This is a genomic window from Helicobacter pylori (assembly GCF_030062585.1).
Taxonomy (GTDB): Bacteria; Campylobacterota; Campylobacteria; order Campylobacterales; family Helicobacteraceae; genus Helicobacter; species Helicobacter pylori_CN.
On record NZ_CP071935.1, the window covers coordinates 1,049,705 to 1,066,098 of the forward strand.

The window sequence follows — 16,394 nt, forward strand, 5'->3', positions numbered from 1 at the left end:
GTGCCACCTAGTAAGCAAACACATAATTGAGATACACGCTATAGAGCCTTCTGTATTTGAGTTCAGCCCCCATGAAAGAGTAATAATCCGTGTTAATGGTAGGGATTTTCACGCCCAATTCCATGCCATGCTGAGCGGCATGATCGCTGTCTTTTTTCTTAGGCCTAGCGAGATTCATCCTCAAGCCTAAATTGAATAAAAATTGGAAATTAGCCACATTCATCTTAGCGCTATAGATACTACCCACCATGTTCAAATTCACGAATTCAGAATTAAGCCACGAAGTCCCAGCTAACGCAAAACCACCAAAAAGCCCCACAGAAAGCTTGTTATTTTTGCCTAAAAAGTTGGTGTTTTTATCGTTGATGAAGTTATAAAGCGCATCCATACCCACCCCATAAGTCCACACATCAGAAGCCGAGTTAAAAAAATTAGATTTGATATAAGCATGGTTGTAATCAAAAAAGCCGTAATACCTTAACCCGCACCTTCTTTTTTTACCAAAGAATTGTTTGTAGCCCACTTGCACGCCAATGCCATTCATCGCCCCGTTATTGGTTTGAGAGCTGATCATGCCAAAGCGCCTGAAAGGGTTTTTGCCTAATTCTTGCGCAGTGGTTTGGAGCTGGTTGTATTTGTCTGCATTTAAAGAATAAGTGAGCAAACCTTCTGGGGAATTAGGGTTTTGAGTGGCATGCGTCATGTTTTGAAGAGGCTTAGCGTTAGGCAAGTGAGAGATACCGCTATTGATCGCTTTTGAGTCTTTATTCAGGGTGTTAAGGGCTTCTTTAAAATTCAAAATGGTTTGAGCCAAGGCTTTTTCTTGATTGACCTGATTGCCATAATAAGCGGTGTGTTGCTCTAAAGAATTGAGAGTCTCTTTCACAAACGCGCAACCTGAACCATAAGTGTTATCGTTAATCACACCAGCCGATCCTGCCGTGCATTCTTCTAGATCTTGTTGGATAGGCCCTTGAATGCTGTGGAAATTGTCCGCTACTTGTTGGGCTAAATTTAAAATCTCTGCTTGAGCGTTAGCTCTATTGAGCATTTCTTGAGCGAACCCTTTGTCTTCAGAAGTGTAGGGGTTGAAATTGTCTGGTTGCGTGATTTGGGTGTTTTCATTAGCGTTAAGCTGTTTGGTTTTTGCTAGGGCTGTTTGAGCGTTTTTGATCATTTCGTTAATAGCATTAAAGCTATCGCCAAAAATATCCATCACATTCCCGGTCTTGCCGCTAAACCCCCATGCCCCACCGCCACCATTCACATGCGGGTTTTGAGTGGTAAGGACATTGATGATAGTAGCGGCTTGTTGCAAAAGGTTTTCGGCGTCATTGACGCTGCTAATCTTTAGCTGGATTGGGATTGATGAACCGCCTGAATAATAATTGCCATTCCCATTGGGGTAAGTGTATTCTGTGGTAGGGTTTCTTGTGAAAGTTTGATTGATATTGACTACCATATTTTTAGAGCTATTCAAGGCAGGCATCCCGCCTCCTTGACTTTGGTTTAAAGCGGTTTGGATAGTTTGATAAGCGGTATTGAGAACCTGGTATTCACTACTAGATAGGATACCATTTGGCCCTACATTACTGGCTCCATTGCAAGTGGTGGTGGTCGTTCCGCTACCGGTGTTGTAGCTGTAGTTGGGCGTGTTGTCAAACGATCGAACGCCCCCATTTTCTAAATGTTCTGGGCCAAGATTGGGGCCAGGACCACAGCTGATGCCAAAGGCTATGACTTGCCACATGCCCACAGCGGCATTGAGCGCTAAAGCCACAGCTTGATAGGCCGGAGAAGTGGTGGTAGCGCTAGTGAGATTAATGGCGCTTGAGCTTAAATTATCAATCGCACCGGTAATCGCGCTGGGCGTGCTGGCTAGATTGACTAAGGAATTTAAGTAATTGTATTGGTTTAAAAGGTTGCTTAAGTTATCGTATCTGTCCGCAAGATTTTGCAACGCTCCAGTGTTTTTCACTTTTTGAACCGCTTCACCGATCTGATAGCCCACGCTCATGTAAAAGCCGTCATCTTCAGCTCTTGATAATGAGAGCATGAGAGAAAGAGAGAGCAAGAGAGATTTTTTGATTTTCATGTTTTTCCTTTCATTAGATTTTTCTTCTTAAAAGAAGCTTATATTATAAACGATGAATGGAATTTTAACTAATTTTAGTGCTAAATTTTAGAGATTTTGTTTTTTTTTTTTTTGTAAAAATTGGGAAAAATGGGGATTTTGACCCGGCTTTTAAGGCTTGAATCGCCCCTAAAAGAAAGACTAGTTAGTCTTCTTTCAAGCTATAAGCGATAGGGATTTTTAGATGCACGGTTTCGTCTGGTTTAGGGAACAAATGCGCCGCGTTCTTAATGGCTTCTAAAGCCGCATGGTTTAAAATATCAGTCGTGTTGCTTTTGACCACTTTAATGTCTGTAACGCTCCCATCAGCATTGATCGTAAAGCTCACCAACACTTCGCCCTCAATGCCCCTAATCTGCGCCATTTTGGGATAGCGGTTCTTAGAAGAAATAGCGGTTTGGATCTTCATTAAAAATTCGTTGCTCACACCTGGGTTATAAGCTTGAGCTTCAGAAGTAGCGCCCTCAGAAGTCTTGTTAGACTCTTCTTGCTTGTCTTTTTCTTTGACTATATCTTTAGTCGTTACTTGTTTAGGAGTGCTTTTTTCTTTAGCTTCCTCTTTAGCTTCTTCTTTTTTGGGTTCTTCTTTAGGCTCTTCTTTCTTAGGTTTTTCAACTTTAGGCTCGGGTTTTGGCTCAGGCTTAGGTTTTGGCTTTGGTTCAGGTTTGAGTTTGGGTTCAGGCTTGGGCTTGGGCTTGGGTTTTGGCTTGGGTTTAGGCTTAGGCTTAGGCTTTGCTACTTCTTTTTTTGGCTCTTCTTTCTTGGGTTCTTCTTTAGGCTCTTCTTTGGGTTTAGCGGATTCGGCATTCGTCTTCACTTTAGAATTGGTGTTAATGCTGGCTAAACTCATGGTAACCTTAGTGGTCCCAGCTTGCGCTAAAGGCTCTGGGGTGTCTTCGCGCAGTAAAAAATAGCCAAACCCTATAGCGTATAGGGCAAAAGAGATTAAAAAGCTGACACTTGTTGAAACTTTACTGAGCTTGCGTGGAGATGGAGAAATTTTCATGATTATGCTCTTTTAAAATATCCATAATGCTGATAAAAGTTTCAAAACGAGAGCTTTTGTCGCTTTTTAAGTCTATAAGGGTTTTAGGGTCTGTTTGTTTGACTACAGCGCTCAAAGCTTCTAAATTCATCGGTTTGTCATCTACGAAAATATTGTCATGCTCATCCACAGAGATGACCACCACTTTTTGATCGTTTGGCTGGGATTTTTCCGCATTTTTAGCGTTAGGTAGACTGACTTTAATCTTACCTTGCGCAATAAAAGTAGAAACGCTTAACACAATCGCTAGCAAAACGAGCATAATATCAATGAAAGGGACAACATTCAGCCCATCGCCTCTTCTGATGCTTTTCATTTTTTCATGATCCTGAATTTTTCACTCAAAACATCAGATTTTCTCAACAAGCTATTATAAGCGATCAAAGTGGGAATCGCCACAGCAAGCCCTAGAGCGGTCGCTTTTAAAGCCAAAGACAAACCTACCATGATCGTTTTAGCGTCCATCCCGCCACTCACGCCCATGTCATAGAAAATCACCATGATCCCTAAAACCGTCCCTAATAAGCCCACATAAGGCGCGTTAGAATAAATCACATAGAGAATGGTTAGATTCTTGGTTAAATCCAAATTCAAGGCGTCTATATCATCATAAGCTTTCAAATTGACTTTAGAATAAAAAATAACCCTTTCAATCGCAAACCACAAAGCTAAAAAACTGGCCACGCCAAGCACCGCAAAAACAAATATGTCCACATAATCTTTCAACATTCCCACTGAAAAACCGCCCATAAAAACTCCTTGTCTATGATAAAACAATTCCCTTAAGATTAAAGCAATATGCGATACAGACATACTCTAAAGAGCATGCGCTCTCATAAGAAGCATTCGTTCGCATAAATGCTCCAAAATGATAAAAGAATGTTAGTTTGTTGATTATATTGTTTTAATAATAACAAGTCAATAATGATTAAGCTAATAATTACAATCAAATTCAAACGCTCTTATGACCAACCATTTAAATCCAGTTTGTATTATAATTGTTTATTTTAAATTAATTCAATCATACTAGCATGAGCGGTTTTTAACAGACTCATGCCAAAAAAGGATTTTTCTCAATGGATACACCCAATAAAGACGATTCAATCATCCGCTTTTCGGTTTCTTTGCAACAAAATTTATTAGATGAATTAGACAACCGCATCATTAAAAACGGCTATTCTTCTCGCTCAGAATTAGTGCGCGACATGATCAGAGAAAAATTAGTAGAAGACAATTGGGCAGAAGATAACCCTAATGATGAGGGTAAAATCGCCGTGCTTGTGGTGATTTATGATCACCACCAAAGGGAATTGAACCAACGCATGATAGACATCCAGCATGCCAGCGGGACGCATGTTTTATGCACCACGCACATTCACATGGATGCACACAATTGCTTGGAGACGATTATTTTACAAGGCAATTCGTTTGAAATCCAACGCTTGCAATTAGAAATCGGGGGGCTTAGGGGGGTTAAATTCGCTAAATTAACTAAGGCGTCTAGTTTTGAATGCAATGAGTAGCGTCTTAAGATACAAAGAATTGGCGCTCTATGGAGGGAGTTTTGATCCCTTGCACAAGGCTCATTTAGCCATTATTGAGCAAACTTTAGAATTACTGCCTTTCGCTCAGCTCATTGTCTTACCCGCTTATCAAAACCCTTTCAAAAAGCCATGTTTTTTGGACGCAAAAACCCGTTTTAAGGAATTGGAAAGAGCTTTAAAGGGAATGCCTAGGGTGTTGTTGAGCGATTTTGAAATCAAACAAGAAAGGGCTGTGCCTACGATAGAAAGCGTGATTCATTTTCAAAAACTCTATCGCCCTAAAACGCTTTATTTAGTCATAGGAGCGGATTGCTTGAGGCATCTTTCTTCTTGGACTAACGCTACAGAGCTTTTAAAAAGAGTGGAATTAGTGGTTTTTGAAAGGATTGGCTATGAAGAGATCCAGTTTAAGGGACACTATCACCCTTTAAAGGGCATTGACGCACCGATTTCTTCTAGCGCGATTAGGGCTAGTTTGGGGGTTTAAGCATGTTTTTTAATGTGGCGATACGCCTCTTGAATGATCGCAAAACGTTTGGCATAAAGAGCCTTTTTTTCTTTGAGATCGCACAAATCAGGGTGGTAGGTTTTAGCCAATTCTAAATAGCGCTTTTTGACTTCGCTGAAATTTTCATGCTTGATAAACCCTAGCGTTTTATAGCATTCTTTTAATTTGCGCTCAGCCATAGTGGTGTAGCTGTCTTTGCCAAAGCCATTAGGGTAGATGAAATCTAAGCATGCGTTATGGACGATTCTATTTTCATTGAGCGTTACAATGAGTTCCCAAAAACGCTCTGAATCGCCTCTTATATGCAATTCATCTTGGGTTTCTAAAAACACATAGCCGTTGAATTTTTGGCGTAAAAACCGCTTGGCGATAGGGTGCTTGGTGATAAAAAGCGCGTATTCTGCCCCAAAGGTTAAAACTTTCACTTCTATTTTTTCTAAAAGCGTGTTTTGATTGATGATTTTGATGCGTATGGGCAGGTGGCTTTTTTGTAAAACATCTTCTAAAGAATGCATGCTAATATCTTTCTCATGCGCGCATTCAAGGGCATGATAGACCCAATTGAGCAAGTAGTTTTTTTTAAAGCATTCCGTGTCGTTTAAGATGAGTAACGATGAAGAGAGCATGTGGCACTGGCTGAAATGCTTTTTGGCGTAGTGTAAAACTTTTTTCAACAAAGGGTGGCTGTTAGGGAGCGCGATTTGCGTGAATTTGGCTAACAATTCAATTTTGGCCATTGCCCTTATTTCTCCATGCGTTTTGATGCGATTTTTAAAAATCTTTAGGTATTTTAGCATGCCAATGGTTAAAAAAAGGTGGTTATGAATGGTTTTTGCGCTAGACTACGAGCCATAACTCATAATGAAAGATACAAAAATGAAAATAGCGGTATTACTCAGTGGGGGGGTGGATAGCTCTTATAGCGCTTATAGCTTAAAAGAGCAAGGGCATGAATTAGTGGGGATTTATTTAAAACTCCATGCGAGTGAAAAAAAGCATGATTTATACATTAAAAACGCTCAAAAAGCGTGCGAGTTTTTAGACATTCCTTTAGAGGTGTTGGATTTTCAAAAGGATTTCAAAAGCGCGGTTTATGATGAATTTATCAGCGCTTATGAAGAAGGGCAAACCCCTAACCCATGCGCGTTGTGCAACCCTTTAATGAAGTTTGGGTTAGCTTTGGATCACGCTTTAAAATTAGGGTGTGAAAAGATCGCTACCGGGCATTATGCGAGAGTTAAAGAAATTGACAAAATAAGTTATATTCAAGAGGCTTTGGATAAAACTAAAGATCAGAGCTATTTTTTATACGCTTTAGAGCATGAAGTGATCGCTAAATTGGTGTTCCCTTTAGGGGGTTTGTTAAAAAAAGATATTAAGCCTTTAGCCTTGAATGCGATGCCTTTTTTAGGCACTTTAGAGACTTATAAGGAATCTCAAGAAATTTGTTTTGTGGAAAAAAGCTACATTGACACTTTAAAAAAGCATGTTGAAGTGGAAAAAGAGGGCGTGGTGAAGAATTTAAAAGGCGAAATCATTGGCACGCATAAGGGCTATATGCAATACACGATTGGCAAACGCAAAGGCTTTAACATTAAAGGCGCGTTAGAACCGCATTTTGTGGTGGGGATTGACGCTAAAAAGAACGAGTTGATTGTGGGCAAAAAAGAAGATTTAGCCACGCATTCGCTTAAGGCTAAAAACAAATCTTTAACGAAAGATTTTAAAAATGGCGAATATTCTATCAAGGCCCGTTACAGGAGCGTGCCTGCTAAAGCGTTTGTGAGTTTAAAAGATGAGGTGATTGAAGTGGGGTTTAAAGAGCCTTTTTATGGCGTGGCTAAAGGGCAAGCATTGGTCGTTTATAAAGATGACATCTTGCTTGGCGGGGGCGTGATTGTTTAAGGCTTTTTGCACTCATAGCCTAGTTGATTGCTTTTTTAAAAACTCACTCTTGCTTAAAATTTTCAAAGCTAGGGAATCCATGCGGATCTAGGCGGATATTTTTAATGGAAGCCTTTTTATCGCTCAAATCACCGTTCAAATTGAAGGGTTTTGGCGTTTTGGCATGCTGTTTGGCTAAAAGGGCTAAAACTTGGGCGTTTAACGCCATGGTTTCATTCAAAAACGCCATTTGCTCACTCAATTCGCTTAGAAATTCTATATTCAAGGTTTTTAAAGTGTGCTCGTAATTGGCTAAGATTAGAGCATGCTTTTCTTTGTTGTTTTTAGCGTTTTTTAATTCCTTGTCTCGCTCTATTAAGGCGTTTTGATAGCGTTGGCGCAATTGATTAGCGCATGATTTGAGATTTTCTTTGTCGCATAAAAAGCGCGATTTTAAAGTTTCTAGGCGTTTTTCTAGAGGTAAAAAGGTTTTTAGGGCGTCTTCTTTAGCTTGGATTTGGCTTTGAAGCTTGTTTTTAAATTTTTTCAAACGCATGGCTTTATAGGCTTGAAAATCATGGTTTTTAAGAGCGTTGTATTCTAGGGTTTTGTTATGGGATTGTTGATCCTGTATTTCATTTTCTAAAACCTGATCGCATAAGGCGTTTAAAGCGCTCATCAAATCCAATCGTGAGAGCAATTGGGCGAGTTTAGGCTCTTTGAGCAAGAAAAGGGCGTTGTTTTTTTCTTGTACTTCTAAAGCGTTTGACGCCCCTTCTAAATTCTTAACGCCGCTCAAATAAGGGCAATGTTCTTGCAAAAAAAGCGTTTGAGATTCTTTGATTAAGCGTTCATGCTCCATGTTCTCTTTTAAGCGTTTTTCTAAAGCTTGTAATTTTTCTAATTCCAAAGCGCTTTGCTTCAATAACGCATCCGTGTCCATAAGGCGGATCTGGCTAGCGTTAAAAAAACGTCTCTGGCTAGTTAGGGTGCTGTTAGCCTTTTTGATTTCTTTAAGCTGATCTTGGTTATTGGAAAGCACGTTTTGATAGATTCTTAAACTTTCATTGAGTTTATAGAGCATGTCAGAAAGCTGTTCGTTAGAGCGCGAAAGTTTGGCGTTAGTTTGAGAATCAAAAGTCATCATTATCTGTGCGTTTGAAAAGGTTAGAAAAAATAAGAAGAAGCAAAAAAATCTCATAAGGTTATCTTTATTACTATAGTTTCATCGTGTTATTTTATCTAAGTTTTGGCATGCGCTAAAACACGCAAAATTATCGCTTTTAAGATAAAATAAGCGTTTTGATGCCATTTTTGGAGCGATCGTGGAATTGAGTTATTATGAAATTTTAGAAGTGGAAAAACACAGCAACCAAGAGACCATTAAAAAGTCTTACAGAAAGCTGGCTTTAAAATACCACCCGGACCGAAACGCCGGCGATAAAGAAGCCGAAGAAAAGTTCAAACTCATCAATGAAGCCTATGGGGTGCTAGGCGATGAAAAGAAGCGGGCCTTATACGACAGGTATGGTAAAAAAGGCTTAAACCAAGCCGGCACGAGCCAGAGCGATTTTTCTGATTTTTTTGAAGATTTAGGCTCGTTTTTTGAAGACGCTTTTGGGTTTGGCGCTAGGGGAGGTAAAAGGCAAAAAAGCTCTATCGCACCGGATTATTTGCAAACCATTGAATTGAGTTTTAAAGAGGCGGTTTTTGGCTGTAAAAAAACCATTAAAGCCCAATACCAAAGTGTCTGTGAAAGTTGCGATGGCACGGGCGCTAAAGACAAAGCCCTAGAGACTTGCAAGCAATGCAATGGGCAGGGGCAGGTGTTCATGCGTCAAGGTTTTATGAGTTTTGCGCAAACTTGTGGGGCGTGTCAAGGCAAGGGCAAGATCATTAAAACCCCATGCCAAGCGTGTAAGGGTAAAACCTACATTCTTAAAGATGAAGAAATTGATGCGATAATCCCTGAGGGCATTGATGATCAAAACCGCATGGTGCTTAAAAATAAGGGCAATGAATACGAGAAGGGGAAAAGAGGGGATTTGTATTTAGAAGCGCGAGTCAAAGAAGATGAGCATTTCAAGCGCGAAGGCTGTGATTTGTTCATTGAAGCGCCGGTGTTTTTCACCACTATCGCTTTAGGGCATACGATTAAAGTGCCATCTTTAAGAGGAGGCGAATTGGAATTAAAAATCCCTAGAAACGCCAAAGACAGGCAAACTTTTGCGTTTAGAAACGAGGGCGTGAAGCACCCCGAAAGCTCTTATAGGGGGAGTTTGATCGTGGTGTTGCAAGTGATTTATCCAAAAAGTTTGAATAAAGAGCAGCAAGGGTTATTGGAAAAATTGCATGCGAGTTTTGGCTATGAGGGCGAACCGCATAAAAGCGTTTTAGAAACTTGCGTTTCTAAAATTAAAGACTGGTTTAAATAAAAGGTTGTTGATGCATGATTTTCTAAAAGCCTTCAAAGACGCTTTCCCTCATACCATTTCTATCTTTTTAGGGTATTTGCTTATGGGAATGACTTTTGGAATGCTTTTAGTCCAGCATGGCTATGATTATAAAGTGGCCCTGTTCATGTCGTTATTCATCTATGCTGGGGCGGTGCAGTTTGTAGCGATCACGCTTTTAAGCGCGCAAGCGAGCTTGATGAATGTCGTTATTGTGAGCTTGTTGGTGAATGCGAGACAGACTTGTTATGCGCTTTCTATGCTAGACAGATTTAAAAACACTAAATGGCGTTTGCCCTATTTAGCGCATGCACTCACGGATGAAACCTTTGCTCTATTGAATTTATACGCTCCTAAAGAGGGGGTTAGTGAAAAAGACTTTATTTTTAGCATTTCCTTACTCAACCACTCTTATTGGATTTTTGGCTCGTTGGTGGGTTCGTTAGTGGGAACGCATTTTTCTTTTGACACTCAAGGCATGGAATTTGTGATGACAGCGATTTTTATCGTGCTGTTTATGGAGCAATACAAACGAAACGCAAACCACAAAAACGCATGGCTTGGGATTTTTATTGCAGTTGTTTGTTTAGCGCTCTTTGGGACTGAATACTTTTTGCTCATCGCTTTAGTTTTAATGGTGCTTGCTCTTATTTTGTTTAGAAAGCAGTTAGAATGTTAATGCATTCTATACTCATTATTTTATTCATCATATTAACGACTTATTTCACGCGCATCTGGCCTTTTATGGTGTTTAACGCTAAAAACCCGCCCAACGACTTTGTGCGTTATTTGGGCAGGGCTTTATCATGTTCAGTGATAGGCATGCTCGTGGTTTATTGTTTTAAAGACATTCAAATTTTAAAACCCCCTTATGGGATCAATGAAATCATCGCTTTTTTATCCGTTATCCTTTTGCACCGCATTTTTAAGGTGTTTGTTTTAAGCATCACGCTCCCTACCATTCTTTATATGGTTTTAGTCCAAAGCCATGCGTTAGAAAAGGCTTTTTTTAATCCCTAAAATGATGTTTGATTGCTTTTAACCCTAGCGTTTTTGATCACAAAATACGCCGTAGGGATAATAAAAAGCGTTAAAACAACGCTGCTTATCATGCCCCCTAGCATGGGTGCGGCAATGGATTTCATGATTTCACTTCCTGTGCCATGGCTATACATGATAGGAATGAGTGAAGCTAAAATGCTAAAAAAGGTCATCAGCTTGGGCCTTACCCTAAGCACCGCCCCATGCATGATAGCTTCTTTTAAAGCGGCGCTGTTTTGCTCTTTTAAGGGGGTTTTGATGAATTTTTGAAACGCATCCTCTAAATAAATAATCATCACAATAGCCGTTTCGCTCGCTACCCCTAAAAGGGCCAAAAAGCCCACTAGCGCCGCCACGCTCATGTTAAAGCCCATGAGATTCATAAAAATTAACCCCCCCAAAAACGCAAAAGGCAGAGTGAAAAAGCATAGTAAGGAATTGGTGAGATTCTTTAAAGCAAAGACAATTAAAATAAAAATGATAAACACGCTCACCGGCACGATGTATTGTAAGGTTTTAAACGCTTCTTCTAAATACTGGCTTTCGCCGCTAAATTCATAATAATACCCGTTAGGCAATTGGATTTTTTCTAGCGCTTTTATCGCTAGTTGCCTGTAAGTATCAGAGCTGATACCATTTTGCGGCACAATATAAATAAAATTCACGTTCAAGCCCTTTTCGCTTTTTAGCACCGCCGGCGAATTGTCGTAATACACATGGGCTAATTCCCTTAAGGGCATGTAATTGTAAGCGGTTTTAATATAGAGGTTTTTTAATTTTTCAATGGTATCTCTATCGGTGTCTTCTAAGCGTAAAGAAACAGGGTAACTTTCTACGCCTTTAATCATGGTCGTGAGCGTGGCTCCGCCCAGAGCGAATTTAATCGTGTCCAATACGGCGTTTTTATTGATGCCATAACGAGCCAGATTTTCATCGTTCAAATCCAGCGTGATGTAGTAACCATTATTAGATCGCTCGGCAAAGACGGATAAACTCTCTTTTAGGGTTTTGAGCTGTTGCTCCATAAGGATCGCTAATTCTTGTAATTTGTCCGTGTCATTACCATAGAGCTTGATGCCTAGGGGCGTTCTAATACCGGTTAAGAGCATGTCCGTTCTGCCACGAATGGGGTAAGTCCATGAATTAGTCAAGCCTTTTAATTGCAGGGTTTTTTCTAATTTGTCCCTAACTTCTTTATAACTGAGCTTTTCTTTCCATTCGTTTTGTGGCTTTAATTCAATGTAGGTTTCTATCATTCCTAAACCGGCGGCATCGGTGCTGGTGTTAGCGCGCCCCACTTTACCAAAAACCTGTTTGACAAAATCCAATCGCTTGATAGCGGCATTACTTTTTTTCAAGTATTCTAAAGCGGTATCAATGCCCACGCCATTGATGGTTACAGGCATATACATGATTACCCCTTCATTGATTTGGGGGATAAATTCCCAGTTGAGTTTTTTATACGCTAGATACAAGCCCCCTAAACCTAAGACGCTCGCTATCAAAAAAGCGTATCTGAACTTAAGCACAATATTCAAACTCACGCCATAAATTTTCATGAAAAAAGCGTTAATGGGGTTTTTAGACTCTTCTAAAATCCGCCCTTTAATGAGCCATACCATTAAAATAGGGACTATCGTAATAGAAAGCATTGCTCCCACTAGCATGGCAAAGGTTTTGGTGTAAGCTAAAGGGGCAAAAAGCTTTTCTTCTTGACCGGTGAGCGCAAAAATTGGCAAGAAAGAAACCACGATGATCATTAAAGCAAAAAATATCGCACCCCCCACATGCTTAACCCCTTGCATGATGGCATTAACCCTTTGAGCGTTGTCTTTCGTATCAATGCGTTGCAAATGCTTGTGAGCGTTCTCCACCATCACAATCGCCGCATCCACCATCGCCCCTATAGCGATCGCAATGCCCCCTAAACTCATAATACTCGCTTCAATGTTGAAATAACGCATGAGCAAGAAACTGATGCACACGCTTAAAGGCAGAGTGATAATCACCACTAAAGCGCTCCTGAAATGCAGTAAAAAAATCGCAATAATGACTAGCACAATGACGCTTTCTTCTATGAGCGTGTGGATCAAATTGTCAATGCCTTTTTCAATCAATTCGCTCCTGTCATACACGCTGGTGATTTTCACATCAGGATTACTCGCTTGTAGGGTGGCGATTTTTTCTTTAATGGCTTTAAGCACCTTATAAGTGTCAGCGTGATAGCGCACCATCACAATCCCCCCCACCACTTCCTTATCGCCATTGAGATTGGCCACTCCTCTGCGTGGTTTTGGCGCTAGCCTCACGCTGGCTATATCTTTAATCTTTAAAGGGATAGCCCCTTCTTTTTTAACCACAATTTCTTCTAAATCCTTCAAAGATTGGATATAGCCATGCGATCTTATAATTTTTTCAAACCCGTTTTCTAAAATAACCCCCCCACCGGTATCGTTATTGGAATTTTTAATCGCGTTAGCGACTTGCTCCAAACTCAAGTTATAGCGGATCAGAGAATTGTTTTGAAGCGTTACTTCATAATCCTTCACAAAGCCCCCCACGCTTGCGACCTCACTCACCCCATCAACCCCTAAAAGCGCATAGCGGTAATAAAAATCTTGCAAGACTTTCAAATCGCTTAAATTCTTGCTGCCGCTAGATAGAGCGTATTGATACGCCCAGCCAATAGAAGTGGAATCGCTCCCTATTTCCACTTTAGCGTCCTTAGGGAGGTTACTCACTCGGTTTAATTGCTCTAAAACCCTATCCCTAGCCCAATACAAATTGACGCCGTCTTTAAAAATGATGTAAATCAGAGCGCTTTCATAGCTAGAAATCCCCCTAACCGTGTCAATGTTAGCGATGCTCATGAAAGTAGAAACTAGCGGGTAAGTAACCTGCTCTTGCACGATTTTAGGGCTTTGATTGGGGTAAGTGATTTGCACGACCACTTGAGCGGGGCTTAAATCTGGCAAAGCGTCTAAACGGACGCTTTTTATCGCCCACAAAGAGGCTAAAAAAATGAGTAGAGTGACTAAAGTGGTAAGGAGTTTGTTTTTAACGCTTAAATCAATGATTTTTTCTATCATTCAATAATCCCCATTGTTTTGAGCGTCAGCGTCTAGCACGAATAAAGCGTTATTAGCGACTTCTTCACCCGCTTCTAAACCCTCTAAAATTTCATAACTCCCATCGCTCAAGCGGACGGCTTTAATTTCTAACGGGCTTAAGCCAAAATCGTCTTTTTTAAACACGATAGCTTTCCCCCCCTTAATCAAAACCGCTTCTTTAGGCAAGATCTTCATTTTTTGTGGTTTTTGAAAGATTTCTACTTGAGCGAACATGTTAGGGTAATAAAGCTGTTTAACGTTAGGCACATTGAAGCGCGCTTCTAGCATTTTATCTTGCGCATTTATGATGGGGTTGATGTTTTCAAGCGTGATTTCTTGCTTTCCCTTAATCCCTTCTACGAACAAAATCGCTTTATGCGTGTTTTTTAAAAACTCTAAATCCTCTTGATTGACTTTAACAAGCGCCCACAATTGGCTTAAATCTATGATCTGAAACAGCTCTTGCCCTTTTTTAATGAAACTCCCCTCATTGAGATTCGGGCTTTTTTTAAAAATAACACCGTTGAAACGAGAGTAAATAGTGATTTCATTTTGGACTTTATGGCTGCTGATGATTTTTTCAATGCTAAAGTTTTCTAGCCCCAATAGTTTTAATTTTTCTTTAATCGCTCCCACTTGCTGGTTGAATTTCAATGACGATAGCAATTCGCTTTGAACGCCCGCTAATTCAGGGGAATACACGCTCAATAACCTGTCGCCCTTTTTAATGGGGGTATAGGTTTTATTCGCATAAAGCTTTTCCACATAGCCATCAAAACGCAGGGTTTGAGAAAAAATCAGCGCTTCATTAGGCTCTAAAATCGCGTAATAGCGCCGGCTTTGGGCGAATTCTTTTTCTATGACCTTAGTGGTGGAAATATTAAAACGGGTTTGGCTTTTAGCTTCTTTAGTTTTTTTAGTCTCTTGAGTTTCTTTAATTTCTTGAGCGTTAGCGCATGAGAGGCTAAAAAATAAGGTCAGGGCTAACAATAAAAGCCGTTTCATTCTAATCCTTTGAGGTTTTGTAAGGACAAATAAGCGCTATTGAGAGCGCTCAAGGTTTCAAGCTGGGTGATTTGGATAGTGATTTTGTCATTAAAAGCGTTGTAATAAGCGTTGTAATCGCCATTAGATTTCAAATCAAGCGCATAAATTTGCGCGATTTTTTCATTCTGTTTGATGATTTTATTGATCGATTCTAGGTTTTTTTGCAAGGTTTCTAATTTTTTAAGGAGTTTTAGGGCCAGGTGGTGCGTTTTGTTTTTGGTGTTTTCCACTTCGCTTTTAAACACCAGGCTTTCTTTTTTCTTTTGCTCCACTAATTTAGCCTGCTTGCCATAAATGGGCAAAGGGATAGACAAAGCGACGCTAAACATGTCGTAGTTGTAGTATTGTTTGGAGCGGAAATAATACACCCCGGTAACATTCACGTCTTCTAAAAAGCTTTTTTTAGCCAAAGTGATGTCTTTTTGCGCTTTTTCTTCATCAAGCCTAGCGATCGCAATATCGTAATTAGTGGCGCTGATGTTATATAGCTCTTGCTCCTTATTGAATTCAAAATTTTTAGGGGCAATGCTTAAAATCTCATCTTCTTTAAAAGTCAATTCACCCATGGAATAATGGCTGCTAGACAAGGCTTCTTCTAAATTGTTTTTTTTGATTTCTAATTGCGATTTTAAAATTTCTAGCTTGGCGATCGCTATTAAATCGGGTGAACTAGAATGGTTGGCTTGATAAAGGGTGTTTTCTAAATTTTTAATCGCTGTGTTTAAAAGCTCTATTTCTTGTTGGTTTTTATAATTTTCAATGCCATTTATCATTAAATTAATCGCTAATTGCTGCTTGGTTTTTTTAAGCTCTAATATCTTTTTTTGTTTTTCTAAGTTGATCATTTGAGATTGCGTGAGTCTTTTACCATTTAAATCCACTTTTTGAGACAAACCCAAGCTCATGTTTTGCATTAAGGTGCTATCCAGCCTGAAAAAATCGCTCACGTTAGCGTTGTTGTAGCCTAAATACAAAATGGGGTTATCCCATTTGCTAACGACTTTTTCTTGAGAACTTAAAGCGTCAATTTGCTCCTGTAAGGCTTGTATTTTTTGATTTTTAGAAAGGTATTTAGCCACAAAAGTTTGGATCTCTAAATCTTTAGCCAAACCCAAACTAAAAAGCAGTAACAAGGCTGTTAAAAGGCGTATTGAAACACCCCTTTTATCAAACGCGCTTATAAAAAATAGCATGCGCTTATAAATCCAGGCTTGTTTTAGCGCGATAAACTTTGCCTTCTTTGGATTTAATATCCACCCTAACCTGCCATGTCCCGTTCATAGAAAGATTGGTTTTAGCTTCATAAAGGCCGTTTTTTTCACTCACTTGCGCCATTTCTTTCATCGCTGGCATGCCAGGCATTTCAGGCATCATAAACTGCACCCTAACGATAGCTTTTTCTAAAGCCTTACCTTTTAAAGTGGGGCTAAGCACAAAAGTGTTATCGCCTTTAATGGGGTTACCCACGGATTTGATTTTCACTTCCAAATCATTAGCTTTTAGGGTTTGCTCCCATGCGTTCAAACTCATAACCCCCAACACGCTTACTAAAAATAAAGCGGCTAACTTCTTCATCGTTTTGACCTTTACATTAAGATAACAAGGAAATCCTTGTTGCGGATTAATGA

The 16,394-nt window shown here is 39.8% G+C and carries 16 protein-coding genes; 6 read left to right on the plus strand and 10 right to left on the minus strand.

Features of this window, described 5'->3' with window-relative positions; all coding sequences use genetic code 11:
* Positions 1-7: 7 nt before the first annotated feature.
* From sabA to exbB, 4 genes are all read right to left on the minus strand, one after another.
* Complete coding sequence (gene sabA / locus J5F42_RS04940) at positions 8-2,095, minus strand: Hop family adhesin SabA/HopD (protein WP_283491173.1); 2,088 nt, start codon at positions 2,093-2,095, stop codon at positions 8-10.
* Positions 2,096-2,279: 184 nt separating this feature from the next.
* Positions 2,280-3,140: an energy transducer TonB family protein gene (locus J5F42_RS04945; RefSeq protein ID WP_283491174.1), complete on the minus strand. Its 861-nt coding sequence runs from the start codon at positions 3,138-3,140 to the stop codon at positions 2,280-2,282.
* Complete coding sequence (exbD, locus tag J5F42_RS04950; protein WP_000836372.1) at positions 3,106-3,495, minus strand: TonB system transport protein ExbD; 390 nt, start codon at positions 3,493-3,495, stop codon at positions 3,106-3,108. The genes J5F42_RS04945 and exbD overlap by 35 nt, the downstream gene beginning before the upstream one ends.
* The gene (exbB, locus tag J5F42_RS04955) at positions 3,492-3,929 is read right to left on the minus strand and encodes a TonB-system energizer ExbB (protein ID WP_000508566.1); all 438 of its coding nucleotides are present in this window, start codon (positions 3,927-3,929) and stop codon (positions 3,492-3,494) included. The genes exbD and exbB overlap by 4 nt, the downstream gene beginning before the upstream one ends.
* Positions 3,930-4,255: 326 nt before the next feature.
* Here exbB and nikR point away from each other — a divergent pair, with 326 nt between their 5' ends.
* Both nikR and nadD read left to right on the plus strand, forming a co-directional pair.
* A complete protein-coding gene (gene nikR / locus J5F42_RS04960) occupies positions 4,256-4,702 on the plus strand; it encodes a nickel-responsive transcriptional regulator NikR (protein WP_283491175.1) in 447 nt (148 codons plus the stop codon).
* The gene (nadD, locus tag J5F42_RS04965) at positions 4,695-5,210 is read left to right on the plus strand and encodes a nicotinate (nicotinamide) nucleotide adenylyltransferase (protein WP_283491611.1); all 516 of its coding nucleotides are present in this window, start codon (positions 4,695-4,697) and stop codon (positions 5,208-5,210) included. Before nikR ends, nadD begins: the two co-directional genes overlap by 8 nt.
* Here nadD and J5F42_RS04970 read toward each other — a convergent pair.
* Positions 5,207-5,968, minus strand: a complete 762-nt coding sequence (locus J5F42_RS04970) for a J domain-containing protein (RefSeq protein WP_283491176.1) — start codon at positions 5,966-5,968, stop codon at positions 5,207-5,209. The genes nadD and J5F42_RS04970 overlap by 4 nt on opposite strands.
* 139 nt (positions 5,969-6,107) lie before the next feature.
* On the opposite strand from J5F42_RS04970, the gene mnmA reads away from it, so the two are divergent.
* The gene (gene mnmA, locus J5F42_RS04975) at positions 6,108-7,136 is read left to right on the plus strand and encodes a tRNA 2-thiouridine(34) synthase MnmA (RefSeq protein ID WP_283491177.1); all 1,029 of its coding nucleotides are present in this window, start codon (positions 6,108-6,110) and stop codon (positions 7,134-7,136) included.
* Between the two features lie 43 nt (positions 7,137-7,179).
* Here mnmA and J5F42_RS04980 read toward each other — a convergent pair whose 3' ends face one another.
* Positions 7,180-8,259, minus strand: a complete 1,080-nt coding sequence (locus J5F42_RS04980) for a hypothetical protein (protein ID WP_283491612.1) — start codon at positions 8,257-8,259, stop codon at positions 7,180-7,182.
* A gap of 181 nt (positions 8,260-8,440) precedes the next feature.
* Here J5F42_RS04980 and dnaJ point away from each other — a divergent pair, with 181 nt between their 5' ends.
* Genes dnaJ through J5F42_RS04995 form a run of 3 tightly spaced genes read left to right on the plus strand, consistent with a single transcriptional unit; the run spans position 8,441 to position 10,588 of the window.
* Positions 8,441-9,550: a molecular chaperone DnaJ gene (gene dnaJ, locus J5F42_RS04985; protein ID WP_283491178.1), complete on the plus strand. Its 1,110-nt coding sequence runs from the start codon at positions 8,441-8,443 to the stop codon at positions 9,548-9,550.
* Positions 9,551-9,560: 10 nt separating this feature from the next.
* Positions 9,561-10,247 (plus strand): azaleucine resistance protein AzlC, encoded by a 687-nt coding sequence (gene azlC / locus J5F42_RS04990; RefSeq protein WP_283491179.1) that lies wholly within the window; start codon positions 9,561-9,563, stop codon positions 10,245-10,247.
* Positions 10,241-10,588 (plus strand): branched-chain amino acid transporter permease, encoded by a 348-nt coding sequence (locus tag J5F42_RS04995; protein ID WP_283491180.1) that lies wholly within the window; start codon positions 10,241-10,243, stop codon positions 10,586-10,588. Before azlC ends, J5F42_RS04995 begins: the two co-directional genes overlap by 7 nt.
* Here the strand turns inward: J5F42_RS04995 and J5F42_RS05000 are convergent.
* Genes J5F42_RS05000 through crdA form a run of 4 tightly spaced genes read right to left on the minus strand, consistent with a single transcriptional unit; the run spans position 10,585 to position 16,341 of the window.
* Positions 10,585-13,698 (minus strand): efflux RND transporter permease subunit, encoded by a 3,114-nt coding sequence (locus J5F42_RS05000; protein ID WP_283491181.1) that lies wholly within the window; start codon positions 13,696-13,698, stop codon positions 10,585-10,587. The two genes, J5F42_RS04995 and J5F42_RS05000, sit on opposite strands and share 4 nt — an antisense overlap.
* A complete protein-coding gene (locus J5F42_RS05005; protein ID WP_283491182.1) occupies positions 13,699-14,724 on the minus strand; it encodes an efflux RND transporter periplasmic adaptor subunit in 1,026 nt (341 codons plus the stop codon).
* Positions 14,721-15,959, minus strand: coding sequence for a copper resistance outer membrane protein CrdB (crdB, locus tag J5F42_RS05010; RefSeq protein ID WP_283491183.1), 1,239 nt, complete (start codon positions 15,957-15,959; stop codon positions 14,721-14,723). Before crdB ends, J5F42_RS05005 begins: the two co-directional genes overlap by 4 nt.
* A gap of 4 nt (positions 15,960-15,963) precedes the next feature.
* Entirely contained in the window at positions 15,964-16,341 is a 378-nt protein-coding gene (gene crdA, locus J5F42_RS05015; RefSeq protein ID WP_000731626.1) for a copper resistance determinant CrdA, read from the minus strand.
* Positions 16,342-16,394 lie beyond the last annotated feature (53 nt).